Source organism: Pirellulales bacterium (genome assembly GCA_036267355.1).
Lineage (GTDB): Bacteria > Planctomycetota > Planctomycetia > Pirellulales > DATAWG01 > DATAWG01.
In genome coordinates this window covers 47,106-72,589 of sequence record DATAWG010000020.1, presented here as the reverse complement: position 1 = coordinate 72,589, position 25,484 = coordinate 47,106, and the positions used below count along the sequence as shown (strand labels likewise).

The 25,484-nt window shown below is 61.0% G+C and carries 16 protein-coding genes; 12 read left to right on the top strand and 4 right to left on the bottom strand.

Annotated elements, in window-relative coordinates; translation table 11 throughout:
• Positions 1-629 (top strand): hypothetical protein (locus tag VHX65_03280; GenBank protein ID HEX3997554.1); only part of this gene is annotated, 629 nt, incomplete at its 5' end.
• Positions 630-966: 337 nt separating this feature from the next.
• Here the strand turns inward: VHX65_03280 and VHX65_03275 are convergent.
• On the bottom strand, positions 967-2,229 hold the full coding sequence (locus VHX65_03275; GenBank protein ID HEX3997553.1) for an alpha-L-fucosidase: 1,263 nt from the start codon (positions 2,227-2,229) through the stop codon (positions 967-969).
• A 95-nt stretch (positions 2,230-2,324) separates the two neighbouring features.
• Complete coding sequence (locus tag VHX65_03270; GenBank protein HEX3997552.1) at positions 2,325-3,725, bottom strand: alpha/beta hydrolase; 1,401 nt, start codon at positions 3,723-3,725, stop codon at positions 2,325-2,327.
• A gap of 631 nt (positions 3,726-4,356) precedes the next feature.
• Between VHX65_03270 and VHX65_03265 the strand changes: the two genes are divergently transcribed.
• Positions 4,357-4,752, top strand: a complete 396-nt coding sequence (locus tag VHX65_03265) for a 4Fe-4S binding protein (protein ID HEX3997551.1) — start codon at positions 4,357-4,359, stop codon at positions 4,750-4,752.
• Positions 4,753-5,114: 362 nt separating this feature from the next.
• Here the strand turns inward: VHX65_03265 and VHX65_03260 are convergent, their stop codons facing one another.
• Positions 5,115-5,951 carry a sugar phosphate isomerase/epimerase family protein gene (locus VHX65_03260; GenBank protein ID HEX3997550.1) on the bottom strand — a complete coding sequence of 279 codons (837 nt, stop codon included), beginning with the start codon at positions 5,949-5,951 and terminating at the stop codon, positions 5,115-5,117.
• A gap of 1,034 nt (positions 5,952-6,985) precedes the next feature.
• Between VHX65_03260 and VHX65_03255 the strand changes: the two genes are divergently transcribed.
• Positions 6,986-8,296, top strand: coding sequence for an efflux RND transporter periplasmic adaptor subunit (locus VHX65_03255; protein HEX3997549.1), 1,311 nt, complete (start codon positions 6,986-6,988; stop codon positions 8,294-8,296).
• A 199-nt stretch (positions 8,297-8,495) separates the two neighbouring features.
• Positions 8,496-10,940: an ABC transporter permease gene (locus tag VHX65_03250; GenBank protein ID HEX3997548.1), complete on the top strand. Its 2,445-nt coding sequence runs from the start codon at positions 8,496-8,498 to the stop codon at positions 10,938-10,940.
• An 80-nt stretch (positions 10,941-11,020) separates the two neighbouring features.
• On the opposite strand, the gene VHX65_03245 is transcribed toward VHX65_03250, so the two are convergent.
• Positions 11,021-12,310 (bottom strand): HEAT repeat domain-containing protein, encoded by a 1,290-nt coding sequence (locus tag VHX65_03245; GenBank protein ID HEX3997547.1) that lies wholly within the window; start codon positions 12,308-12,310, stop codon positions 11,021-11,023.
• 513 nt (positions 12,311-12,823) lie between these two features.
• On the opposite strand from VHX65_03245, the gene VHX65_03240 reads away from it, so the two are divergent.
• The 8 genes from VHX65_03240 to VHX65_03205 all read left to right on the top strand — a co-directional run bounded on the left by VHX65_03240 (position 12,824) and on the right by VHX65_03205 (position 25,426).
• Positions 12,824-13,720 carry a hypothetical protein gene (locus VHX65_03240; GenBank protein ID HEX3997546.1) on the top strand — a complete coding sequence of 299 codons (897 nt, stop codon included), beginning with the start codon at positions 12,824-12,826 and terminating at the stop codon, positions 13,718-13,720.
• A gap of 418 nt (positions 13,721-14,138) precedes the next feature.
• On the top strand, positions 14,139-15,626 hold the full coding sequence (locus tag VHX65_03235; GenBank protein HEX3997545.1) for an MFS transporter: 1,488 nt from the start codon (positions 14,139-14,141) through the stop codon (positions 15,624-15,626).
• 107 nt (positions 15,627-15,733) lie between these two features.
• A complete protein-coding gene (locus tag VHX65_03230; GenBank protein ID HEX3997544.1) occupies positions 15,734-17,122 on the top strand; it encodes a S26 family signal peptidase in 1,389 nt (462 codons plus the stop codon).
• Between the two features lie 338 nt (positions 17,123-17,460).
• Complete coding sequence (locus tag VHX65_03225) at positions 17,461-19,173, top strand: ATPase, T2SS/T4P/T4SS family (protein ID HEX3997543.1); 1,713 nt, start codon at positions 17,461-17,463, stop codon at positions 19,171-19,173.
• A 531-nt stretch (positions 19,174-19,704) separates the two neighbouring features.
• The gene (locus VHX65_03220; protein HEX3997542.1) at positions 19,705-20,859 is read left to right on the top strand and encodes a type IV pilus twitching motility protein PilT; all 1,155 of its coding nucleotides are present in this window, start codon (positions 19,705-19,707) and stop codon (positions 20,857-20,859) included.
• Between the two features lie 224 nt (positions 20,860-21,083).
• Entirely contained in the window at positions 21,084-22,802 is a 1,719-nt protein-coding gene (locus tag VHX65_03215) for an ATPase, T2SS/T4P/T4SS family (GenBank protein ID HEX3997541.1), read from the top strand.
• 130 nt (positions 22,803-22,932) lie between these two features.
• Positions 22,933-24,279, top strand: coding sequence for a type II secretion system F family protein (locus VHX65_03210; GenBank protein HEX3997540.1), 1,347 nt, complete (start codon positions 22,933-22,935; stop codon positions 24,277-24,279).
• 241 nt (positions 24,280-24,520) lie between these two features.
• The gene (locus VHX65_03205) at positions 24,521-25,426 is read left to right on the top strand and encodes a prepilin-type N-terminal cleavage/methylation domain-containing protein (protein HEX3997539.1); all 906 of its coding nucleotides are present in this window, start codon (positions 24,521-24,523) and stop codon (positions 25,424-25,426) included.
• The last annotated feature ends 58 nt before the right edge of the window (positions 25,427-25,484 follow it).

The window sequence follows — 25,484 nt, the reverse complement described above, 5'->3', positions numbered from 1 at the left end:
AGATCTCATCCAAGGAGAAACAACCCGCTGGCCCAGGATCGCAAACGTTGGTGGGTATCGCCCGGGCGTTTCCGACCCGGCAACGATTAAACGAAAACGCGCCGCTCGCGAGATACGTTCAAAGCACGCTCCAGACGTTCGACTTCTTCGCCGTTCATGGCAGCATATTAGTGTCTCTCCAAGACACGATCGTGGAACGGGCAAATCATGGCGTCAAGTTCCGAGTTTTGTTGATGGATCACGGAGATGCCAACGTGCAAAACCTGAAGGAATATGGGAGGGTGCAATTTCCGGCGACTTCCATCGAAAGATTGCAACAAATGCCGGGCGAGTCGATTGATGTCTTGAAAAGCATTCACCAGCGGATCGACAACGCGTCGGGTGGATCGTTTGAGTTCCGCTTCGTGCCTTTTCAATTCCTGAATAGCTTCTGGGTCCGAGACGCTGGCTATCCCAGTGCGTTGGCACACCTGGAAATTACAGCCTATCGCCCCACAAATCCAAACATCACGAACCCGAGCGTCCGGTTCGGCGCGCTCTGCCCAGAGATGATTGAATCGCTACACTTACAATTCGAAGGTCTATGGCCCCTGGGAACGGAACGGCAGTCGCTCTTGTCGGCCAAATAGGCAATATTGCGAGCGAAATTTAAAGGGAAAGTAGTTGGGACGGGAGCTTTGTTTGTCCAGGGCGCGTTTCGATACCGAGCGCGGCTTCGCGGCGGAGTTCGCTCCAGCGCAGACGGTTTTGAATAAGACACGCTATTTCGCAGACACCACACTACCGCGCGCGAGTTTGCCGGTCGGTCCGGGCGTACGGCGCATTCCAGTCGCTCGGCAGCGCCGAATGCTGGCATTGGCCGGCGCCGACGGTCGATGACAATCAAAAGCTCTCGGTGATCTCTCAGTGATAATTTAAGCGGACGATAATTTAAGGGGACGGGAGTTGACTCCCGTCCTCCGTCCGTCAGCGGAGTCTGTCAGCCTCATAGACCGCCAGTTTGCGGACTTCGGGCTCGGCGGCGCTTTTGCTTACTCGCAGTCGCACGGCGGTCGCTTCGGTTGGCGCGAAGCGGATGATTTGTTTGTGGCCGATTGCGGAGCCGTGGAAAAGCGGGCGCCACTCGCCGCCATGCTGCACTTCGACGACGAATTCGCGCACGCGCTCGCCGTCCACAATGTTTTCCATCAGCACCAGGCGGTCGATCGTCGCCGGCTTCGCGAGCGGCAGTTCGACCATGTTGCCGTGGCCGGAGGTTTCTGCAAGGCTGTGAGCGAATTCGTGGCGGATTTCGTCGCCGAATTGTTTGCCGCGCTCGAAGTCGGCCGCGGGGATCAGGCCGGTGCGGTCGGGCGAATGGTTCAAGAGCAACACGGCGCCGTGGCCGACCGAGCCGTCGTAGATCTCCATCAAACGCTCGACGCTTTTTAGCGAGCCGGCATTTTTGGAGTTCCACATCCAGGCGTCGCGAAACTCCGCGTCGCACTCGTTCGGAAGCCACGCGGCTCCGTCGGGATTTCCCTGCCGCGCCGTGGCCACGCCCGATCGGGCATCGGCGATCGAAAGCGAATTCCAGGCCGGATACGGGGCGATGCCATCTTCGTTGCCGACCCAGCGGATCGTGGCATGCGGGCCCTGAAAAATCATGGCGTGCGGCGCGTATTGCCGCAAAATATCGCCGACCGGCACGACATTGCTCCCGTCGAACCAGACTTCGAACATCGAGCCATAGCGGCTGAGCACTTCGGTCAGTTGCTGGCGATAAAGTTTGTTGTAGGCGGCTTGCAGCTCGGGCGTCGCGCAGCGGCCGCCGCCGGCGGCTTTGTGTTTGCGATCCATCGGGCTGATATAAACGCCGAGCTTCATGCCGTGCTTCTTGCACGAGGCCGACAGCTCGGCGAGCACGTCGCCTTTGCCGCCGCGCCACGGCGTGTTCTTCACGCTGTAGTCGGTGGTGTCGGTTTGCCACCAGCAAAACCCGCCGGAATGTTTGGCGACGAACACGATATATTTCGCCCCCATCGCCTCGGCCGCCCGCACCCATTGCTCGGTGTCGAGCTTGTCGGGAATGATTTGATCGAGGGGAGTGGAAAGGTTGTCTTCGCCGACATCTTGCCAAGTGGCCGGGCCGAAATGGATAAACATGCCCAGTTCGCAATCTTGCCAGGCGGCCTGATCGGCGGTCGGCTTGGCCAGTTTTTCGCCGTCGGCCCGCGCGGCGCCGGGCATCGCCGACAGAGCTATCGAGAGGGCCGCCGTCAGCGCTGCGGCACGAATTGCAGTTCGAAGTGTTGCTGGTCGAGTTTTCGTTGGTTGTGGAGTTATCATGGCGCCTGTTTCGTTTCAACTTTCTCTGCCGTCTTCGGTTCGTCGGGCAGTTTTACAATGATTTCGGAATCGAACATCAAATCGGGGTCGCCGCGTTTGGCGAGCGTTTGCAAAAGCGTGGCGATGGTGCGCGGCGGGCGGCCTTCGAACAACACGGCCCCACGATCCACGACGCGCACCGGCCGGTCCAGATCGGCCATGCGGTCGTCGAGCCGAATCGAAAGCGCACGGATGTTGTCGGCCGTTTTGATTTCCACGGTTTGCCCAGCCCGCTCGGCAACGACTTCCGCGCCCGGCTGCGGCGAATGGCCGTCTGGCACGGCGAGCCAATAGAATCGATCGTGCACGACGGGGCTTTGCTTCCAAACGACTTTGTCGGGCAGCGGATTCCGCTTGATCGCTGCCATCCAGGGGAGCACTTTGGCATCTTCGCGATCCATCCAATGTCCCTTGTTGGGAAAAATCTTGCCGTAGTGCAAATAACCCTGCGGATCGTCGTGATGGAGTTGATCGAGCCGATCGATCCATTGCTGGGCCACTTTGTTGCGATTGTAGGCCGAGTCGAGCCCGCCGGCTTGAATCGCGAAACCGATATTTCGCAGGCCGAGCCACGAGGCGTCGTTCGGATGGCCGGCCATCATGGCGGCGGCCGCCCAGCGATCGGCCATCCGCGGGGCGAGCTGATACACGCCGTCGCCGCCGGCCGAATAGCCCATGATGTAGACCCGATTCGGATCGACGTGCTCGAGCACGATCAAATCTTCGATCAGGCGATCGAAGAGCGGATCGATATGTGCTTCGTGCCACAGATTCCAGTTATCGGTCGGAGCGCGTGGGGCGAGATAAATTCCCTCGTCGAGCTTGTAGAGATGTTTCTGATTCTCCCACTGCTGATCGTTGACTTGCTGTGGCGCTCCGCCGCCGCCGTGCATCGAGATCCACAGGCTCCAGCCCGCCTTCGGCTGCTTGCCGAAAGTGGTCATGTAGAACGGCATTTTGAATTTCTCGTAGGTCAACAGCCGCGCCTTGATTTCCGCCGCGCGATTTTCCTTGATCCAGTCGGCATGGTGTTGCCACGCGAGATTGCGAGCCTTGGCGGCATCGTCTTTCGTCAGAGGGATCTTGGCGAATTCGCGCGTTGCCAGCGATTCGCCGGAGCCAGCGTCTTTGCCAAGCGCCGCCGCGAGCGCGGCGAGAGCATCGTGGCTGGCCTGTGCTGGCGGGGGTTGCGGAGCATCGGCCGCGGCGGCCGCGGCGGGCGGGGCTGAGAGAGCGGCAAATAGGAGCGACACGACGACCAACGCGGCGCACACGAATACGGCGGCAAGCCGGTGGAAGATCGCCGCATGGCATCGAAGGCCGCAAAACATTGCCAGATGCCGAATTCGATCGTGCATGGTTGATATCGCTCGCGGTTGGGGGCCACAGCATTGGATTCTACTGTGCGGTGATTGCGGGAGTATAATCGCGTGAGCGGCGCGCCGCCACCGAGCGTGGAGTGCGGCAAGCGCCCAGCGCTCCGGATAAAGCCCAACGGCAACAAACCGCCGTCGCGAGGCTGTCCGATTCCAGCAACACATTGTCTCGGGATTCTCGTGATCGAAGTCGAGCGGGGAAATCCGCGAGCGCCGGCTCGTGATGCTGCGATGCTACGGTTTCGGGCGCGAGTCGGATGTCGTTGAGGCGGTCGTACTTCAGCTCCGAGGCAGCCATTTCGGAGCGCGATCCCGAATCGCTCATGCCCGAACCGCTATTCAACCCGCCCGTGTCGGCCGATAGGCCTTCGTGATCTGGAGCTTTCCCTCGTTGCCCCCTTTGAATTCGACGATCGAAAGGTCCACGTTGCCAGTGCGGTTGTGCCGATTGCAGTTTGCACCGAGGCCGCCGGCGCTGCTTTGGGCTGCATTGGCAGCTTTCCCGCCATTGGCGAGTTGTCGGTCAGCGACTATGATTCTAGTGGGTTTCGGCTAGTTGATGCGTATGCGGGCTGGATGTTGCGATCGTTCCCGTCAAATTGAGGATTCCACGATGGCCAAGCAAGGGCCACGAAAGAAATTGCCGAAGGAGTTGGCGGTTATTAACGCCGACAACTGCACCGGTTGCGAGGCCTGTATCGAGGTCTGCCCTGTCGATTGCATCATCAAGATTCAGCAGTTTGGCAATATGCCGAACATGCAGAGTTGGTGCCAGATCGATCTGGAGCGCTGCGTAGGCTGCGAGGTGTGCGTGCATATCCCGCAGAAAAAATCGAATCCCTACGAACTGACCGTTTGCCCCTGGGACGCGATCGAAATGGTGCCGACCGAATTGGTCGCTCAATCGGTGGCCCAGATCGGCGGTCCGCCCAACTATATCTATGAGAATTGGGACCGCCTGGTTGGCACCGCCCAATATCTGGCCGAAATGAAAGCCAGCGCCGGCTGATCGCGCCGCGGCCACCGACCGGCACACACCAGCCCGAAGCGTTAGCGAGGATGCGCCGCGAGTTGACGCCGCCCCCGCTGCAAACACCGGCAAACCCAGTGGCACATATGGTTCAGCACACCAGCCCGAAGCGTTAGCGAGGATGCGCCGCGAGTTGACGCCGCCCCCGCTGCAAACACCGGCAAAGCCAGTGGCACATGGTTCAGCACACCAGCCCGAAGCGTTAGCGAGGATGCGCCGCGAGTTGACGCCGTCCCCGCTGCAAACACCGGCAAACCCAGTGGCACTCGGTTCAGCACACCAGCCCGAAGCGTTAGCGAGGGAGAACACGCTAACCGGCGCTCCCTCGCTGACGCTTCGGGCTAGTGTGGCGGGACGGTCGAGCGGCATAGATAGTCGATGCTTTCTCGGGCCAGCCGCTCGGGTCCCGGCGAGTAGTCGAACACTTCGACCGACACCCAGCCGTCGTAGCCGGTCTCGTTCAAAGCCGCCAAGATCGGCTTGAAATCCAACTCGCCGAAACCGGGGCCGCGCAGATTCGGGTCGTTGGCGTGGAAATGCACCAGATCGGCCCGATGGCGGCGGATCAATTCGGGGATTGGAAGTGTCTTGCCGAATTCGGTCTCGCTCGACATCGCTTTGCAATCAAGGTGCAGCCGGCAATGGGGTGAGCCGAGGCGGCGCACCAGTTCGGCCCCCTCGGCCGCGGTGAGCAGGAAATTGCCGTCGGCCGCGGAGAGCGGTTCGATGCCGAGCACAGTGCCGGTCTCTTCCAATGCCGGCAGCGCCCGCTCGATCACCTCTTGGGCATGCGCGGTTCCTTCGGCTGGCGACACGCCCGGCAGCAAATTGCGCTGCTGCGGCGAGCCGAGCACAAGGATGCTTCCGCCCAAATCGCGGCACAGGTGGGCCAGATCAGCCAGATAATCGCCGGTTCGACGCCGCACTTCCGCGTCCGGTGAAGTTAGATGCAGTCCGCTGGTTTTCGCCAATAGCCAGTGCAGGCCGACGACTTCGAGCCCCGCGCGCTCGGCGAGCATGCGAGTCTGTGATCGCATCGCTGCGTCAATTGCACGCACGTCGCTGCCGAGCGTAAACGGCGCGATCTCGATGCCGGTGTAGCCGCACTCGGCAGCGAATTCAAACGCCCGCTGGTGCGGCCAATCGACGAACGTTTCGTTGCAGATGGCCCATTTCATGATCGAGGAACGGCTCGCGGTGTGGGGTAGAACTTTGTGACATCAGCTTGGGGAAACAGGTCGAGGATCCGCTTTTCGTCGGCATCGGGAAATTTCTCCGGAATCCGAATCGAACTGATGTCCCGGTCTCCAAGCCACCGTCTGATCGAGGATAAATCTCGGCGGGGCAAATTGCCGGCCTTAATTATGATCTCGGGCTGCCAGACCGGCTGTGCTGGTTTCGGTTGTGGCGTTCCCGAGGCCCTATCCGCGAGCCACTCGCTTGAAGAGAAAACCTCGCCGCCGGCGGCTTCGACGCGGTCGATCAGCGCCGCTCGCTCCCGCACCAGCTTCACTTGCGATCCGAGCCAGGCGCATGGAACGGCCAAGACCGCCACTAGCAGCAATAGCGTTCGCAGCCGCAAGCGAAATCGAAACCGGCGGAGTCGAGACAAGGGTGCAACCATCAATGCGATCCTACGCCGCTGGGGTCACGAATGACAATTGCGAATGTAAGCCGGGGGCCTATTTGGCTCCGCCAGCGGTGCCATCCGACGATGGCGAAGCGGTCGCGGCAGTTCTATCCGGTTCAATCGGCCCCGGCCGCGGATTCGGCAATCGCGCCCAAGTCGCTGGCAGTACATCAGATAGAGCCAAATCGAAGTTGCGTGGAAAACTAGACTGGGCCGTCCGGTGTTGTATATGATAAGGGCTGCATGGTTCCGGATGAAGAGAGCCAAAGCGTTCCCAGTTCGGTGAATCCCACCTTGACGGACCGTCGGCAGAAATGTGGCTGAGGGAATTGCCTTCATCGCGGATCGGGCGCGGCCGAGATTCGGACAACGCGCCGCAATGGCGGACGCCCGGTTCGTTGGATTGTTGAATTTTTGGTTGGGCTCGCTCTCTGGCTCCGCGCGCCGCGCGGCTGATGGAGCGATCCTGCCGAGGCCGAAATCTTGATCGCCGACGCATTGGAATACAATTTTTCGGAAATACCGTAAGAAACACGTACCGCTTGGTTCAACGTCGCCCTAATTCAAGTTTTGAGTTATCCCATGAGAGTTTTGTTCACGCTCCTTGTCATCGCCGCGGTCGCAGGGACCGGCGGTTGGTATTGGTATCACGCGCAGGCGGTCTCCAACGTGCCTCGCTGGAACACGGTCAAAGCCGAACACGGTGATATCAATCTCACGATTCGCTCGACCGGCACGATCGAGCCGCAAGAAGTCGTCGATGTCGGCGCCCAGGTGGTCGGCATGGTGACGAAATTCGGCGAAGACAAGACGATGCCGAATAGCGAGATTTATTGGCAGTCGAAAGTTGGTGTGGGCACGATCCTGGCTTATATCGACGACTCGGTTTACAAGGCCGCGCTGGATTTGGCAAAAGCCAATTTGCAGAGCGCCGAAGCAAAGGTCGTCAGCGCCCAAGCGACGCTAAAAGACAACACCGCCGACTACAAACGGGCCCAGACGACCTTTGCCAAGAATGCGATCTCCCAATCCGATCTCGATGCGGCCGAAGCCCTTTATGAGACGGCCAAGGCGAATGTCGATGTCGCCATTGCCACGGTCGCCCAGGATCAGGCGAATCTCAATCTCGCGCAAACGAACGAAAACTACACCGTTATCAAATCGCCGGTGAAGGGCACGATCATCGATCGCCGCGTGAACATCGGCCAAACCGTCGTGGCGTCGCTTAGCGCTCCGAGCTTGTTTCTGATCGCTCAAGACCTGACGAAGCTGCAAATCTGGGCCAGCGTGAGCGAAGCCGACATCGGGCAGATCCACGCCGACCAGAATGCGACGTTCAAGGTCGATGCCCAAGGCGAGCAGGAGTTCAAAGGCGTCGTGTCGCAAGTGCGGCTCAATGCCACGATGAACCAAAACGTCGTGACCTACACCGTCGTGGTCGATACCGACAACTCGGATGGAAAGCTGCTCCCCTACGAAACGGCTACGCTCGAGTTCGACGCCGGCCAGCACCACGGCGTGCTCATGGTGCCCAACGGCGCCTTGCAATGGCGTCCGGTCGGGGCTCAATTGGCGTACGTCGCGCTGGAAGATCGGGCCGGCCTTGGCAAAAGCCATTCAAAATCGGGCAGCGGCGGCGGAGCGGCGGCCAGCGGCAACAAGAAATCCGACAAAGACAAATTGGATCGCGGCAGCGTGTGGATCTTCGATGGCCAGTGGCTAAGGAAAGTTCACGTGAAGATCGGCGTCACGGACCAGGTGAATACCGAAATTCTCTCCGGCAGCATCAAGGATGGCGATGAAGTGGTTATCGGTGAGGAACACGGACCGGTGGATTCCGACGCGACCGAAAATCCGTTCGCGCCCAAGATATTCAAAGGCGGCAAAAAATAAATACCGACTGGCCGCGAGCGCGCGACACGACGGCCTCAATCCTGCTGCATTCGAGCGTTCGACCAAACAGTTCATGGTGCGTTTCCGAGTAGGTCGGGCTTTCCAGCCTGGCATTCCTCGGGCTCCGTCAGCCTAGAAAAGGCTGACCTACGGCAAAGCGTACCACGACCAACCAAACGCGGCTTGTGGACCCGACGCCATGGAACTGATCCGAATCGAAAACCTGTTCAAGACCTACTTCCTCGGCGAGGTCGACGTGCCCGTGTTGAAGGGCGTCTCGATCACGATCCAGAAGGGGGAAATGGTCGCCCTGATGGGCGTGTCGGGCTCGGGCAAATCGACGCTGATGAACATCCTCGGCCTGCTCGATCGCCCCACCTCCGGCGGCTATTGGCTCAACGGCCAAGAGGTGTCGCGGCTTTCGGCCGATCGGCGGGCGAAAGTGCGAAACCGGAATATCGGTTTCGTGTTCCAAAGCTTCAACCTGCTCCCGCGCAGCACGGCCATCGAACAGGTCCGAATGCCGCTGGTCTATTCCGCCAAGCCGTGGTCGAATCGCGAGGAGCGCCGCCGGGCCGTTTCACTCCTGGAGCGCGTCGGCCTTGGCCAGCGGCTCGACCACGAGCCCTCGCAACTTTCCGGCGGTCAGCAGCAACGCGTGGCCATCTCGCGGGCCCTGGTGAACCATCCGCCGATCCTCTTGGCCGACGAACCGACTGGAAATCTCGATTCCCGCACGAGCGAGGAAATCTTGCAGATGTTTCAGCGGCTCAACAAGGAAGAAGGGATCAGCGTCATTCTGGTGACGCACGATCTGAACGTCGCCCGGCATGCCAACCGCATCATTTATATCCGCGACGGCTTGATCGACAACGACGCCTTGGCCAAGCTGATCGCCGGCTCGCCGGCGATGGGCAATGGCCACGGTTCTGCCAACGGATTTGGCTCCGGCAGCGGTGTTTCCAGCAACGGCCACGGTGAAAACAGCCACACTGAAAACAGCCACAGTGAAAACAGCCACAGTGAAAACAGCCACGGTGAAAACGGCAGCGGCGGAAACGGCAGCGGCACTCAAGACGACCCCGCCTCGGACGGCACACAAAATGGCGGTGGAATTGCCACTGCCGTCGTTCCCGCGGTGCAACCTGCAACCGCGACGGCCGTTCTCGCCGAGCCCGTGGTCGCCGAGCCGGTGGCGCAGTCGCAAGGATCCGTAGCGCCGCCGCGGACGGCGGTGCGGCTGTTGCCGCGCACGTTCGGCATCGCAGGCACGGCCATACGCCGCAACGCCTTCCGTTCGATCTTGACGACGTTGGGCATCATCTTCGGCATCGCCGCCGTGATCGCCATGATGGAGATCGGCCAAGGTTCGACCAAGATGATCCAACAGACCATCGCCAGCATGGGAGCCAACGAGTTGCTGGTGATGCCGGGAACCGCCACGAGCGGCGGCGTTAGCTTCGGCAGCGGCAGCACCGTAACGCTCACGCCGCAAGACGGCGAAGCGATTTCGGCCGAATGCCCGGCGGTTTCGAGCGTCGCCCCGCTTGTGCGTGCCCGCACCCAGGTGGTCTACGGCAATAAGAACTGGGTGCCAATGTATATCTACGGCAGCACCACCTCGTATCTCGACATTCGCGACTGGCGCGACATGACCGAGGGGACGACGTTTACCGACCGCGATGTTCGCGACGAGCAAGCGGTTTGCGTTCTGGGGCAAACGGTCGTCACGAATCTTTTTGGGGATGAGTCTCCGGTCGGCAAAGACGTGCGGATTCAGGGCGTGGCGTTTCGCGTGCTCGGCGTGCTAAGCCGGAAGGGCGCCAACACGTTCGGCATGGACCAAGACGACTTGGTGCTCGCGCCGTGGACGACGATCAAGTATCGCGTCAGTTCGATGGGAGCCCAGGTGGCAAGTTCAGCGTCCGGCAGTGCGAGTTCGGCCGCCGGCTCCACGAGCACCACCAGCAGCACGATCAGCAATACGGCCAGCCAGGCCTATCCGAACATGGGGCCTAGCACCAGTCTCTATCCGTCGTTCGCCGCGACGGAAACCGCCGACACGCCGCAGCCGGTCCGCTTCGCCAACGTCGATCAGCTCATGGTCCAAGCCCAATCGACCGAGGAGATCCCGCTGGCGATCGAGCAGATCACCAAGTTGCTCCACGAACGGCATCACATCGCGGACGGCGAACCCGATGACTTCAGCGTTCGCGACATGACGGAAATGACCAACGCCATGTCGAGCCAGGCGGCGACGATGTCGCTGCTGCTGCTCTTCGTGGCGATGATCTCGCTAGTGGTCGGCGGCGTCGGCATCATGAACATCATGCTCGTGTCGGTGACCGAGCGCACCCGCGAAATCGGTTTGCGAATGGCTGTCGGCGCCCGGCCCCGCGACATCCTGTCGCAATTCCTCAGCGAAGCGGTGATGCTGTGCATTCTGGGCGGAGCGATCGGCATTCTGCTCGGGCGTGGGATCTCGATCCTGGTCCGCGAATTCAAGCACTGGCCCACCTCCGTCTCCGTCGCGGCGATCGTGCTCGCCGTCGTCGTGTCGGTGTCGGTCGGCGTGGTGTTCGGCTTCTATCCCGCCTGGAAAGCCTCGCGGCTCGACCCGATCGACGCGCTGCGGTACGAATAAGAAAAAGGCTGTGAGGCTTTGAGGAATACCGGCGGCCTTTGGCCGCATGTTTTGCTTCGTACCTCAAAGCCCCAACGCCTCTATTTCACTCCTTTCGCCGCTTGGGCGCGAATGTAGTCGTCCGGATCGTCGCGCGAAATCTGTTCCAAGCGGCGAATCAATTCCAGATCGCCGCTTGTGGCCATCAGGCCGACGGCCGTCGCCCGCACTTGCGAGTTCTCGTCGTAGCTCAGTTCCAAGAGCCACGGTTTGGCATCAATGCCCGGCATGCTCGGCAACGATTCGGCAAACTGCTTTCGGACGTTTGGATCGGGATCGGTCGCGCGCCGGGCCAAATCCACGAGCGGGCCCGAGATTCCGCGCCGCTCGAGTTCCACGCGGGCCGCAAGCACCACCTGCGGATCGGAAACGTGCAGCCGCCGCATCACATCTCGCGGCTCGAGTTGCCGCCACGCGGCCGTGTCGTCGGATCGCGGACCGCCGAGCGATTGCCGCCGAGCTTGCAAACCCAACGCCGTCGGCCGAGCGCCCCGGCTCGCAGCAGGGATTCGCCCCGGATGATTCGCTCCCTCCGAGCCTGTGGCGTCATCGTCATCGCCGTCGTCGTTGCCGTCGATCGATCGGGCATCGCTCGGAAATTGCAATCGACGCGGCTCGCCGGACGATGCCGGTGCTTCCTCACGATGCGTGATTCGCGGCTCGACGAATCCTCTCACGTCGGGCATCGGCGACGGATCGAGCGGCAAATCGCCCCCTGGCAGTCGAACTTTGTCGGCCAGCGTAAGACTTAGGTCCGAAACTCCCGGATTGCCCTCCGCGGCTTCGGACCGCGGATCCGAATTCTTCGTGGCCAGCGTGCCCGAGGCGTCTTCGCTCGAATGCTTGTGTTCGGCGGCGCTTGCCAAGATCGCGTCGCAATCTGCCAGCCACGGGCAGGGGGCACGTTCGTCGGCGCGCGGCCAAAGCAAGAGCCGCATTGCCAAATCGCTCGCCAAGCGACGATCCTCGACATCCATGCGCGGCACGGCCTCGGCCAACGCGCGGGCGAGCAATTCCAATCGCGGCTCGATTGCCTCGCTGGAAAGCAGCTCCCAGCGATCGACCATGTCGACCAGCAAGCGATGCGCCGCCTGTCGCACTACGGGGCGGTCGGAGGCCAGCGCTGCGGCAAGCGCTTTCAGTCCGATATCGCCCAGCTCGGCAATGCGCCGCAGCGATGGCTCGACCTGGTCGTCGGGCGCGGCTGCCAATTCCGCTTGATAGCGTTCGGCGAGTTGTGCCGGCTGCCGCAGATACCACGCCAGTGCCAGCAAGCACAGCGCCAGAGCAACAATCGCCGTGGCGAACGAACTACGGCGAGAAGAGAACATGTAGAGGAAGGGTGAGGATGAGGGTGAGCGGTTAGAAATCGTTAATCATGCCTGTCCTGCATTCGATGGATGCAATTGTCTCTCGTTTCCCGGTCGCTCCCTACCTAAAGCCTCACCGTCGCCCTCACCCTTCTTCCGCGGATTCTTGCGAAGCCGCGGCGACCGGGCAAGAGCAATCCGCCGACGAATTCTGTGATCTGATAAGTCGGGCAAACTGGGAGCAAAGACCAGTTGGTTGCGGCAAATTTTGGCTGGGGTCTGACCACGCTGGCGACCGAATATTCCTAAGACCGGTAGGCTCGGCCGGCTTTGGCGGTCGTTCCGATTTTAGGGGAACGGTGCGGAATGCCGATTTGTGTTCGCCGGCCCTTGTCGCTCCAGCATCGATGGCGGCACGTTCAGGCATCGCATGTCGAGCCAACAGAGGACCTCCCCGGGGGGGACATGAAGTTGCGATTCGCTCGAAAAATCGATCCGCCCCGAGGGCGCCTCGCGCTCCGCGGTCGATCAGCCGTGCCGCTCGCTCGTGCTTGCATTGGCGCGGCGGGTGTTGTCGCGCTGCTGGCGACGGGTTTGCTCGCGGCCGATCCGACCGCCGGCAGCCGGGCGAACAACAGCCGGCAGGCGCGCGACGAAGCGGCGCAATCGATCCCGCTCGGTCGAATTCCGGCCGAAATGCGAACCCGAGTGTCGGCAGTGGTGAACAATCCGAGCATTTTCCGCCGCCTGCCTGCGGCGTCGATCGAGTGCGATCCCGATCTGTATCTGCTCATGGTCCGCAATCCGGAGATCGTGATCGATATCTGGCAGTTGATGGGCATCACGAACATGTCGCTGACGCGCACCGGGCCGAACGAGTTCCGTGCCGCCGACGGCCAGGGGACCACCGGCACGCTGGCACTAGTCTATCGCAGCGCCGACATGCATGTCATCTATTCCACCGGCACCTACGACGGCTCGCTTTCGCCGGCCAAGATTCGCGGCGAATCGGTCGTGGTGCTGAAATCGGAATATCACCACGATGCCAACGGCCAGCCGCGCATCGTCACGCGGCTCGACGTGTTTCTGCATCTCGACAATGTCGGCATCGAGTGGATTGCCAAGACGCTGCAGCCGCTGTTGGGAAAGACGGCCGACCACAATTTCGCCGAAACCGCGTCGTTCGTCGCCAGCCTGTCGCACACGGCCGAAACAAATCCGGCCGGCGTCGAACGGCTTTCGAACCGCCTGTCGCACGTCGATCCAGCCACGCGGCGGCGCTTCGCCGAATTGGGCGTCCAAGCCTCCGATCGAGCGGAGGCGATCCGCTCGGCCGCGGCCGGGCAATCGGCGATGCCGGCGAATCTCGAAGTCGCCCCGAGTTCGGCGCAGGTTCGCCGCACTCAGCCCGACCCATTCGACCAGCCGTGATCTTTGGGCGTCGCTCCGGCTGCGCCGAACGCCTTTAGCGTAGTAGGCACACTCCGTGTGCCGTCGGCGCACCGCGACGCGTCATGCACAGAGCAGCGCAGACGGCACACGGAGTGTGCCCACTACGTTGTTTGCGGCTTCGCGGCATTGTGTCGAATCGCCGGCAAAGCGTTTTTGCCGACGGTTCGTTGTTCTCGCGCGTTCACTGGCAGACGGGGCTTGCCGGTGCCACACGAGCAGTCGGCCATTTCATCCCTGTCCAGACCGCGATTGAGCGGCGATTCTTGGCTGGCTACAATGCGGCGGACGATTTGCCGTCGCAGGACGAATCGGTTCGTCTGCGATGGTTTGCTTCCGTCGAGTGTTTTCCCGCCGTCTTGGTTTTACCCTCCCGCGTTTTTCTCCGATCGCATCGAACATGAATCAGTTGCCCAATTCGTCTGCGCCGGCTGCCCGCTCTCCTCTTACGATGGTGCAATGGTTGGTGTGCATCATCGCGGCGATCGGATTTGCGTTCGACACGTATGTATTGCTGATGAATCCGCTCATTTTGCGCCCCGCGTTGTCGGAGTTGCTGCATGTGAGTGGGGCGACAAAGGCCGGCAACGATTTGATCTTGCGCTGGACCGGCTATGTGATGTGGGGCAGCGCGCTGTGTGGCGGTGTGTTTGGGATGTTGGGCGGTTATCTGACCGACTGGCTTGGCCGGCGGCGCGTGCTCACCTGGAGCATCTTGCTCTACGCGGTGGCGTCGGCGGCTGGAGCGTTTGTCAATTCGGCGGAAATGCTGCTGTTCTGGCGCTGCATGGCGTTCATCGGCGTGTGCGTCGAGTTCGTTGCCGCCGTGGCTTGGCTTTCGGAATTGTTTCCGGATCCGCATCGCCGCGAGGCCGTGTTGGGCTACACGCAAGCGTTCGCTTCGGTGGGCGGGCTGTTCGTGAGCCTCGTCTACAAAGCGAGCGATTCGATCGCGCATGCGGATTCGCTGCCGGCCTGGCTCACCTTGCCAAACCACGCGCAGGGCTGGCGCTATGCTCTGATTTCCGGACTGATCCCGGCGATTCCCTTGATCATTATCCGTCCCTTCTTGCCCGAGTCGCCCGAATGGCGGGCGAAGAAACAGGCGGGCAAGCTCGGGCGGCCGCGATTCACCGAAGTGTTTCAGCCGGCATTCCGCCGCACGACAATCGTCAGCGCGATCTTGTTTGCCTGTGCGTTCGGCGCGGCCTTCGGAGCGATTCAACTCACGCCGCAAATGGTGCCGGGCCTGATCGCCGGTCGCATTGCCTCGACGAATAAGCAATTGGCCAAAGCGGACAAGGGCTCCGAGCAGTTCAAGGAATTGACCGCGAAAGTCGCCGATCTGAAGTCTCATCCGCAGCAAATCATCGGCACGGTGCAGTTGATCCAGGAGGTCGGCGGCTTGGCCGGACGAATCGTGCTGGCTTGGCTGGCGGTGCGGATTGTCAGCCGCAGGAAACTTCTGCGGCTGTTCATCATCCCGGGACTGCTGATAATTCCGCTGGTGTATGCGATTCCCGCGGCGGGGCATCTGGGTTATGCAAGCTTGGACGTGCTGAAAGTCGGCATGTTTCTGACCGGGTTTTTCACCGTCGCCCAGTTCAGCTTCTTCGGCAACTATCTGCCGCGAATGTATCCCACGCGCATCCGCGGCACCGGTGAAAGCTTCGCAGCCAACGTCGGCGGGCGAATGATCGGCACCGGGGCCAACTTTGTAACGACCCAGTTGGCCGTGGCGCTGCCGCTGATGATGCACAATTCCGATTTCCCGCGCCCTGCCGCGCTCGCCTATTCGGCGGCTGCCGTGGTGCTGGCGGTGTACCTGATCGGCTTCATTACCAGCTTCTGGTTGCCGGAGCCGAGAAGCGAAGCGTTGCCGGAATAATTGGCGAGGGAGCCCGAAGCGGGAGCCCGAAGCGCTAGCAAGGATGTATAGTGCCTCTTCCTTGCTGGCGCCGCGGGCTCGGGCCGGCGGACGAAAGCGTGCGTGCTGTGTCAACCGCCAAACCGCTCAGCGAAACGCATCCTGCTTCGAACGGCATGCGGCGAATCCCACGCCCCCGCCGTCGTTCGCTTTTCCGCCGCGGCATCGAAGCAATCGCCCTGTTTTCAATCGCCGCGATCTTAAGCCACACGTTTCTGGTCGACGGCTGGCTGGTGCCGAGCGTGGTGTCGAGCGGGTCGATGGCGCCGGCATTGTTGGGGCCGCATCGCGAAGCACGCTGCGAAGCCTGCGGCATGCCGCTGGTTTGCGATGCCGAAGATCTTACGGTCGATTCACTGGTGTGTCCCAATTGCGGCTGGCCCGGCAATCCGCTCGAACCGCGCACCATCAACGGCAAGCGACTTTTCATCGATCGGGCAACGCTCGGCATTCGCCCACCGGGGCGCTGGGAAGTGTTCGTGTTTCGCTGCTCGCCGCATGCCCAGGATTATTGCGTCAAACGGATCATCGGCTTGCCGGGCGAAAGTGTCGAAATTCGCGAAGGCGATGTTTACATCGACGGCCGCATCGCGCGAAAGACTCTTGTCGAGCAGCAAGCTTCAGCAATGCTGGTGCACGATTCGGCCTACCGCGATCCGCGATTGCCGCCGCGGTGGAAGGCGGAGCGGACAAACAGCGATTGGGCCACCTCGGCCGATGGCGGCTGGCATCGGCCGGCCGGCGACGCAAAGTCTTCTGCCACCGACTGGCTGACGTACGTACACAGCCGCCGCATGCCGGGCTCGCTCGATGCGCTCGAGGAAACGCCGATCCGCGACGACGATCCCTATAATCCCGACATCTCGCGGCGACTTAACGACGTGACGGATGTGATGCTCGAAGCGCGGCTGCGGCTGGCGGGCAATGGCGAGTTGTATCTGCGAGCGATGGATGGCCGAGCCACATTTCAATTGAGAATTCAATCGGCATCGGGCCGCGCGACACTCGAACGCAATGGCCAAGAGGTGCAAACCGCTCAAATCGATGCACGATTGATCGACCGCCCGGTCGAGATCGTGCTATCCACGTTCGACCGACGATTGCTGTTTGCCATCGACGGCCGCCGGCAACTCATATTCGACGATGATCGTTCCAGCGCCCCACCGAAGCCCGTTTCCCGTCCGTTCGCCATCGCGGCAAACCGCCTGGCGATCGCCATCGAGCGGTTGCGGGTTCTTCGCGACGTGTACTACACACCGCCGACCGACACGAGACAGGCGCTCAGCCGGCAGCTTGGCCCGGACGAATATTTTGTTTTGGGCGACAACAGCCCGATCTCGGTGGATAGCCGAAGCTGGATGGGCGGCCAGACGGTGCCCTCCGGCTCCTTGGTGGGCCGAGTGCTGAATGCCCGTCGGCGGCAACCTGGAGCCGCCGGCAAAAGAACCGGGAATTGAGGGGTTTCGGTTCATTGACAGGCACTTTTGGTGCCATTACTCTACGGTATGAGCCTTTTCACCGCATCGAGACAATCGTCTCCCGGATGCGTTTCGTGCCCGCGACTTGTCCCTACTGAACCACTAATCCACGAATTCTTTGCAAGGGGCGACGAAACGCCCCAATTGTAGCGGGCACACTCCGTGTGCCGGCGGCGCACCGCGACGCGTTTGCGCACAAAGCAGAGCGGGCACACGGGTGTGCCTGCCACTTTGGTTGCGGTGTCGCCGCGCTGTGTTGTTGATGCACTGTGTCGTTTCCGTTCACCGCTCCCATCATTCCCACCAGCGCGCTCGATATGCCAAGCTCCGGCGGCGACTATACCGAAATTCTGATCCGCAAGCGGGTCATCAGTGCCGATCAGTTGAAAGACGCAAAGCGCGTCGCCAAGGAGTCGGGCAAGAAGGTGGCCGATGAATTGGTCCGCCTCGGCTATGCCAGCGGCGACGACGTGATGCGGGCCATGGCCCAGGAGCACGGACTCGATTTCGTCAATTTGAAGGAAGTCGCCATCCCACCATCGGTCGTGGAATTGGTGCCCGAATCGGTCGCTCGCGAAAACGCCATCCTGCCGATGTCGGAGGAAAACGGCTCGCTGAAAGTGATCGTCAGCGATCCGCTCGACTACGACACGCGGGAAAAACTGCGGTTCATCCTGAATCGGAACGTCGAAATCGCTCTGGCCCCCCGCGAGGCCATCACCGAGGCCATCAACCGCCACTACGGAGCGAGCGACGGCGAAAGCACCGACTCGATGCTCCAGGAGTTCACCGACACGGCCATCGATTTCACCGAGACGGCCGAGGAAACGGTCGCCTCGGATGAAACGGTCGACGACGCCAGCGCTCCGATCGTGCGCTTGGTGCACCTGCTCATCAGCGAGGCAGTGCAACTCCGGGCTTCGGATATCCACATCGAGCCGTTCGAAGATCGAGTGCGGATTCGCTATCGGATCGACGGCGTGCTGATCGAGCGCGATAGCCCCCCACGGCGGTTGCTCGGGGCCCTGCTGTCGCGCGTCAAGATCCTGGCCAAAATGGATATCGCCGAGCGCCGCCGCCCCCAAGATGGGCGGATCAAGATCACGGTCGGCGAAAAACAACTCGATCTGCGCGTGAGCGTGCTGCCAACCAACCACGGGCAGTCGGTCGTCATGCGGCTGTTGGATAAGGACAACATCCGGGTCGGCGTGCGGCAGTTGGGCTTGGCCGATGCCGAGTTTCGGTCTTTCCGAAACCTGATCCGCCGGCCAAACGGCATCGTGCTCGTGACCGGGCCGACTGGCTCCGGAAAGACCACCACGCTCTACGCTGCCTTGAACGAGCTTAACCGGCCCGACGTGAAGATCATCACGGCCGAAGATCCGGTCGAATACTACCTGCCGGGCATTAACCAAGTGGAAGTGAAGCACGGCATCGGGCTCGACTTTGCCCGGATCATCCGGGCCATGCTGCGGCAGGCCCCGAATGTGATTCTCGTGGGTGAAATGCGCGATGCGGAGACGGCCCAGATGGGGATTCAGGCATCTTTGACTGGACACTTGGTTTTCAGTACACTGCATACGAACGATGCGCCCGGCGCTATTACGCGCATGATCGACATGGGTGTGCCCGCCTATTTGGTGTCGAGCAGCGTGATTGCGGTGCTGGCGCAGCGGTTGGTGCGCGTGATATGCGCGAAATGCAAGCAGCCATACACGCCGCCCGACTCGGTTTTGGACCTTGCCGGCATCACGCCGGAGATGGCCGCCAAGGCGAACTTTGCCAAGGGCAAGGGCTGCACGAGTTGCCAAAAAAGCGGCTACCGGGGACGACTCGGCATTTTCGAGCTGATGTTGATGACAGCACGCATCCGCGAACTGGCATTTGAAGGCGCGCCGACTCAGCAGATTCGCAAAGCCTCGGTTGCGCAAGGCATGACAACACTTTACCACGACGGCATCCACAAGGTGCTCAATGGCGTCACGACCATTGAAGAGGTGTTTCGTGTCGCCAAGAAAGTCGAGGATTGATCGCCCGTCGTTGGATGGACGGACCGCGAAGGCGTGCGCCGAATCCAGAATGAATTCGACGGAGCTGATTGGGCGGGTCGAGACCGGTTCGATGGACGGAACGTATCGGCACGGGTTGCCGGTCGCGAAACCGGGTAACTGACGATTGGGGCTCGCTCGCGATCAATCGCAGGCGGTGGGCGCCGAGTCGGCGATTACGATCACGAACATTATTGAAGCATTGAAACGCAAAAATTTGAGTGTTCCGCACGGAGCGCGAATAATCGTCTGGCAATGAAACGGCTACAGCTTCTTTGTCGGCAAACCATGCGGGGTGGGTCGACGGGCCGGGAGGCTGGCAGGGCGCTACCAAGTCGGGGAAGTCGAGAGCGATCGTCGCGCGGCAGCAATCGCCGCGGCACGGTCGCCATTGGAAGTTAGTTTGCGCCGTAAATAGTCGTTCGTTTTCTGGCACGAGGTTTCCGGTCCGCCGTCTGTCGTCCATCGGTTCGGCATTCGCCGATCCGCCGAGGAAATGGAGCGTTTTGCCGCATGGGCAATATCCTCATCGACAAATTGTTGCACGCCTGCGTCAAGCAGGGGGCTAGCGATATCCATCTGACCGTGGGCCAGCCGCCCGTGTTTCGCATGGATGGCCGAATGCGGCGGCTGGAGACGAAAGTGCTCGCGGCCGACGACACCGTCGCCCTGATGAAGAGCATCACGCCGGACCGCTGCCAAAAGGAACTCGCCGAAGTCGGCGGTACGGACTTTGGCTTTGCCTTCGGCGAACTGGCTCGATTCCGCGTTTCGGTGTTCAAGCAGCGCGGCAACGTGGCGATGGTGCTGCGGCAGATTCCCAATCGCTTGCTGACGTTCGAGCAATTGGGCACCCCCGCGGTGGTGCAAAGGCTCTGCATGCGCCCGCGAGGATTGTTCTTGGTGACCGGCCCGACCGGAAGCGGCAAGAGCACCACGCTCGCCAGCATGATCAACTACATCAACGAAACGCTCGAACACCATATTGTGACGGTCGAAGACCCGATCGAGTTTTATCATTCGAACAAGCGCGCGACGGTGAACCAGCGGGAAGTCGGCGTCGATGTGCCGTCGTTTTCCGAAGCATTGCGGCGCGTCTTGCGGCAAGACCCGGACGTGATTCTCGTCGGCGAAATGCGCGATCTGGAAACGATCGAAGCCGCGATCACGGCCGCGGAAACGGGGCACTTGGTGTTCGGCACGCTGCATACCACCGGCGCCCAAGGCACGGTGAACCGCATTATCGACGCCTTTCCCACCAACCAGCAGGAGCAGGTGCGCACGCAGCTTTCGACGGCGATCATCGGCATCTTGTCGCAAGCCCTGTTGCCGAAAATCGGCGGCGGGCGCGTCGCCGCCTACGAAATGCTGGTCGTCACGTCGGCCATCGGCAACCTGATCCGCGAAAACAAGACCTTCCGCATCAATTCGACGATCCAGACGGGGGCCAAGCTGGGAATGCGATTGCTCGACGATTCGCTGTTCGAGCTTTGGAAATCGGAAACCGTGGCGATCGACGAAGTGATGATGCGGGCCCAATTGCCCGACGAATTGGCCAAACGCATCGCCAATGCCAAGCGGGGAATTTTCGACGACGACGCCGACGTCGAACGCAACGCCAAGGAAAGATCCGACGGCCGCGACGAGGGAAACGCAAGAAAAAATTAACCGCGAGCCGAATTCGCTGAAGTGCCATGCCCACGGCTCTGCCTTGGCATGTTCGGGCGAGCGCGGCACCCATGCCCACTCAAGGCAGTGGGCATGGCACCCGCCAAATCGGCTCGTGTTGAATTGAAGAACTTTGTGACGCGGTTTGAGATTGATTGTTGATTGACGGACGATTGCTGATTCGCGGCTCCTCTTCCTTTTCTTTCAGCGCGGTTCGCCCAACCATGCCGATTCGCAACACCGATCAAATTCTGGTCGACCTTGGTTTCCTCTCCGACGATCAGCGCGAGGTGCTCTTGGAAGAGCAACATCGCCGGCCGGACGAATCGTTCGGCAAGCTGGCCATCGAGATGGGCTACATCGACGACGAACAGTTGGCCCAGGCGTTGGCCGAGCAGTTCGGCATGAAGATGGTTTATCTGGCGGAGCTCCAGATACCGGCCCAGGTGCTCGACACCGTGACCGAGGCGATGGCTCAGCTCTATCGCGTGATTCCGATCACGCTGGATGGCACCACGCTGACGATCGCCACGAGCGATCCGGCAAAGCTCTCGGTGCAAGACGAATTGCGGACCTTCTTGGGGCTGGAAATTCGCACGATGGTGGCCACCGAGCGCGATATTCAAAAAGCGCTCGACCGGTTTTATTCGGCCGGCTCGGAAAGCGTCGAGAGCATCGTGGCCGACATGGAGACCGACAGCGCTCTGACGGCGGCGGCCAACAAAGTGGCCGGCGATGGCCCGATCGATCTGACGAGCGTCGAGGCCCTGGCCGACAGCGCTCCCGTGCGGAAGCTGTTGAACATGGTTTTGTTGATGGCCATCAAGGATAAGGCCAGCGACTTGCATTTCGAGCCGTTCGAAGATGAATTTCGCATTCGCATCAAGGCCGACGGCGTGCTGTTCGAAATGGTTCCCCCGCCGCGGCACCTGGCCTTCGCGATCACCACGCGCATCAAGGTCATGGCGAATCTCGATATCGCCGAGCGGCGCTTGCCGCAAGACGGGCGAATCGAGTTGAACGTCGGCGGGCATCCGGTCGATTTGCGCGTCAGCGTGCTGCCGACGATGTTCGGCGAAAGCGTCGTCATGCGGGTGCTCGATCGCTCGGTCATCTCGCTCGATCTGCAAAAGACGGGCATGAACGACAGCATCCTCCGCCAATTCCGCGACGTGATCAACAAGCCCAACGGGATCGTGCTGGTCACCGGTCCGACCGGCAGCGGCAAGACGACGACGCTCTATGCGGCCCTTTCGGAATTGAACAAAGTCAGCGACAAGATCATCACCACGGAAGACCCGGTCGAATACGACATCGACGGGCTGATCCAGGTGCCGATCGATCCGACGATCGGCAACACCTTTGCTCATTGCCTGCGGTCGATCTTGCGGCAAGATCCCGACAAGATTCTGGTCGGCGAGATTCGCGACGTGGAAACGGCCGAAATCGCCGTCCAGGCGTCGCTCACCGGCCATACCGTGTTCAGCACGCTGCACACCAACGACGCCCCCAGTTCGATCACCCGTTTGCGCGATATGGGCATCCCGGCGTTTTTGATCACCGCGACGCTCGAAGGCGTGCTGGCCCAGCGGCTCGTGCGGAAGATCTGCTCGAAATGCCGCGAGGAAGTGATGCCGACCGCGGAAATGATGGCCGACTTGGAGCTCAACTCGACGGAAATCCAAGGCAAGAAGTTCTACCGCGGCCGCGGCTGCGAAAACTGCAATCGCACCGGCTATCGCGGGCGCGTCGGGCTGTTCGAGATGATGCCGATCGACGACGACATGCGCGATCTGATCATGGGCAACGCTTCGACCGACGTGTTGCGATCGTCGGCCAAGAATCGCGGCATGGTCACCTTGCGCGACGCCGGCTTGGAAGCCGCGTTCGCCGGCACCACCACCGCGGAAGAAGTGATCCGAGAGACGATCCTGGAAGCTTAACGACAAACGATGAATGCATGACGCGCGAAACCGCAAGCGAGCTTCGCGGCTCGAACGGCGGCGCGTCTCGCTTGCGGTTTCGCGCGTTTTTCCCTCGCCCTAACACCTCACCCTCACCCTTGCCGCCGCCATGCCGACTTATCAATTCGAGGCGATGGACTCCACTGGGCAGGAGATCAAAGACGTCATCGAAGCGCCCAACGAAGCCGAAGCTCAAGCCACGATTCGGCAGATGGGCTACTTCGTAACGAAAATCGCCGTCAAGAAGGCCCGCAAAGCCACGACCGAAAAAACGCCGACCGGCAAGAAGAAGCGGCCCTTCGTCATCGGCGGCGTCAAATCGAAAGTACGCACCGTCTTCACGCGCCAGCTTTCGATCCTGCAAGACGCCGGCCTGCCGATCCTCCGCAGCCTGCGAATTCTCGAGAATCAGGCCAAGCCGGGTCGATTCAAGAATTCGCTGATGGACGTGTGCGACGAGATCGAAGGCGGAGCCACGCTCAGCGAAGCGATGGCCAAAAGCCCCAAAGCCTTCGACCGGCTGTATGTCAACATGATCAAGGCCGGCGAGGCGGGCGGTGCCCTGGAAGTGATTCTCCGCCGCCTCGCCGAGTTCCAAGAGCGAGCTCAATCGCTCAAACGAAAAGTCAAAGGGGCGATGGTCTACCCGATCGTGGTCGTAATGGTGGCGGTCGGCATCTTGACGTTCATCATGATCAAGATCGTGCCCGCCTTCGAGAAGATCTTCAAGGATTTCAAGCAAGAGCTGCCCACGATGACGAAGGTGCTGATCGGCATCTCGCACGCCGCGTTCGACTATTGGTGGGCCATTCCAGGTTTTCCGATCGGTATCTGGCTGTTCGTCAAGCTGCTGCGCAAATTCCGTTACGGCCGCGAAGGATGGGATACATTTTCCATTAAGGTGCCGATATTCGGGCAGCTTGTGGAAAAGAACATCCTGGCCCGCACGACGCGCACGCTCGGCACCCTCGTTTCCAGCGGCGTGCCCATTCTGGAAGCGCTGAATATCACGCGCGAAACCTCCGGCAACGCCGTCTTCGAGCGGATCTACGGCAAGGTGAGCGAATCGATCCGCGAAGGCGAAAGCATTGCCAAGCCGCTCAAGGAACATTCGCGCACCAGGTTCAACGCCATCAGCGTGCTGTTTTGGACGATGTTCGTCGGCGGCCCGATCGGATTGATCCTGTACGTGCTGCGAATGAACGCCCGTTGCGTCGACGACCTGGTGGTCAACATGGTCGACGTCGGCGAGGAGACGGGCGAGTTGGACACGATGCTCTATAAAGTGGCCGACACGTTCGACGAAGAAGTGGCGGTGCTCACCGACAGTTTGACGAAGTTGATGGAGCCGCTGTTGATCATCGTGTTGGGCGGTGCGGTGGGATTTATCGTCGTCGCGTTGTTCATGCCGCTCGTGGCCTTGATCACGAACCTGAGCGCCGGCGGCGGCAAATAAGCAACCTAGCAGGCACACTCCGTGTGCCGTAAAAAAAGTAGCAGGCACACTCCGTGTGCCGTCGGCAAGTAGTAGGCACACTCCGTGTGCCGTCGGCAAAGTAGTAGGCACACTCCGTGTGCCGTGATGGCCCACTTGGAATCGAATCGAACTTCTCGGTAGTCGGCATCCGGAGTATGCCTGCTACGAAATGTTGCCGCCTCCTCGGAGGCGAACTATCCATATCCAAGGAATTCCGATCATGTGCAAGCACGCTTGGGGCGCGGGACGAGGGGCGCGGGACGCGGGACGCGGCGGTTTGACCGGGGCGCGAAGCTCGCTTGCGGTTTCGCGCGTCGAGGATTCGCCATTCGGCTTTCGACGGCACTCCGCCTTCACGCTCGTCGAAATGATGGTCGTGATCGTGATCATCATGATCTTGGTGGGGCTGCTGACGCCGGTGCTGGTCAATGTCATGGCACGAGCCCGGGAAGCGCGGATCACGGCGGAAATCGCCGCCCTCGACGGTTCGATGAAAGCCTATAAGGAAAAGTATGGCTCGTATCCGCCGTCCGACTTCTCGAGCACCGGCATGCCGCTTGTCATCGCGCACTTGGCCCATGCGTTTCCGCATTGCAATGCGAACACCGAAGCGGCCGCGATCCCCTCGGGATTGACTGCGGCGCAAGCGCTTGTGTTTTGGCTCTCGGGCTTCAGCCCCGATCCGGAGCATCCGATTACCGGACAAGGTGCGAAGACCGCCCTGTATCAGTTCGACACCACACGGTTGCAACCGGCCGGCGCCGCCGCGCCAGTGTATGTGCCGACCGACGGTTTGGGCTCCCCGTATGTCTATTTCGCCGCCCAGAATTACGCCACGCAAGCCGCTTACAACACCGTCTCGGCCAATCAAGGCGGCACCGGCGTTTGCCGGCCCTACTATCTAGACACCGGCTCTTCCACCGTCAGCCCGCAACTCTTATACGCCAATCCGAATACGTTCCAAATCATCTCCGCCGGCTTGGACGGCGACTTTGGCGACACCAGCGCGTCGTCGACGCCCAGCCCGTATCCATCGTATCCGTCCGGCAACGGCTATACGCAGGGAGATTTGGACAACCTGACGAACTTTGCGCCCAGCAACTTGAAAGATTCGACCCCGCATTAAGCGGCGCGAGAAAAATAAGTCCCGCGGCGGGGCCTCCCTCGCTAACGCTTCGGGCTAG

Excerpts from the sequence above, each read along its gene's own strand:
- VHX65_03275 (HEX3997553.1), bottom strand. The coding sequence starts at position 2,229 with ATGCCCGGCGCCGCGCGGGCCGACGGCGAAAAACTGGCCAAGCCGACC.
- VHX65_03270 (HEX3997552.1), bottom strand. The coding sequence starts at position 3,725 with ATGCACGATCGAATTCGGCATCTGGCAATGTTTTGCGGCCTTCGATGC.
- VHX65_03265 (HEX3997551.1), top strand. The coding sequence starts at position 4,357 with ATGGCCAAGCAAGGGCCACGAAAGAAATTGCCGAAGGAGTTGGCGGTT.
- VHX65_03260 (HEX3997550.1), bottom strand. The coding sequence starts at position 5,951 with ATGAAATGGGCCATCTGCAACGAAACGTTCGTCGATTGGCCGCACCAG.
- VHX65_03255 (HEX3997549.1), top strand. The coding sequence starts at position 6,986 with ATGAGAGTTTTGTTCACGCTCCTTGTCATCGCCGCGGTCGCAGGGACC.
- VHX65_03250 (HEX3997548.1), top strand. The coding sequence starts at position 8,496 with ATGGAACTGATCCGAATCGAAAACCTGTTCAAGACCTACTTCCTCGGC.
- VHX65_03245 (HEX3997547.1), bottom strand. The coding sequence starts at position 12,310 with ATGTTCTCTTCTCGCCGTAGTTCGTTCGCCACGGCGATTGTTGCTCTG.
- VHX65_03235 (HEX3997545.1), top strand. The coding sequence starts at position 14,139 with ATGAATCAGTTGCCCAATTCGTCTGCGCCGGCTGCCCGCTCTCCTCTT.
- VHX65_03225 (HEX3997543.1), top strand. The coding sequence starts at position 17,461 with ATGCCAAGCTCCGGCGGCGACTATACCGAAATTCTGATCCGCAAGCGG.
- VHX65_03220 (HEX3997542.1), top strand. The coding sequence starts at position 19,705 with ATGGGCAATATCCTCATCGACAAATTGTTGCACGCCTGCGTCAAGCAG.
- VHX65_03215 (HEX3997541.1), top strand. The coding sequence starts at position 21,084 with ATGCCGATTCGCAACACCGATCAAATTCTGGTCGACCTTGGTTTCCTC.
- VHX65_03210 (HEX3997540.1), top strand. The coding sequence starts at position 22,933 with ATGCCGACTTATCAATTCGAGGCGATGGACTCCACTGGGCAGGAGATC.
- VHX65_03205 (HEX3997539.1), top strand. The coding sequence starts at position 24,521 with ATGTGCAAGCACGCTTGGGGCGCGGGACGAGGGGCGCGGGACGCGGGA.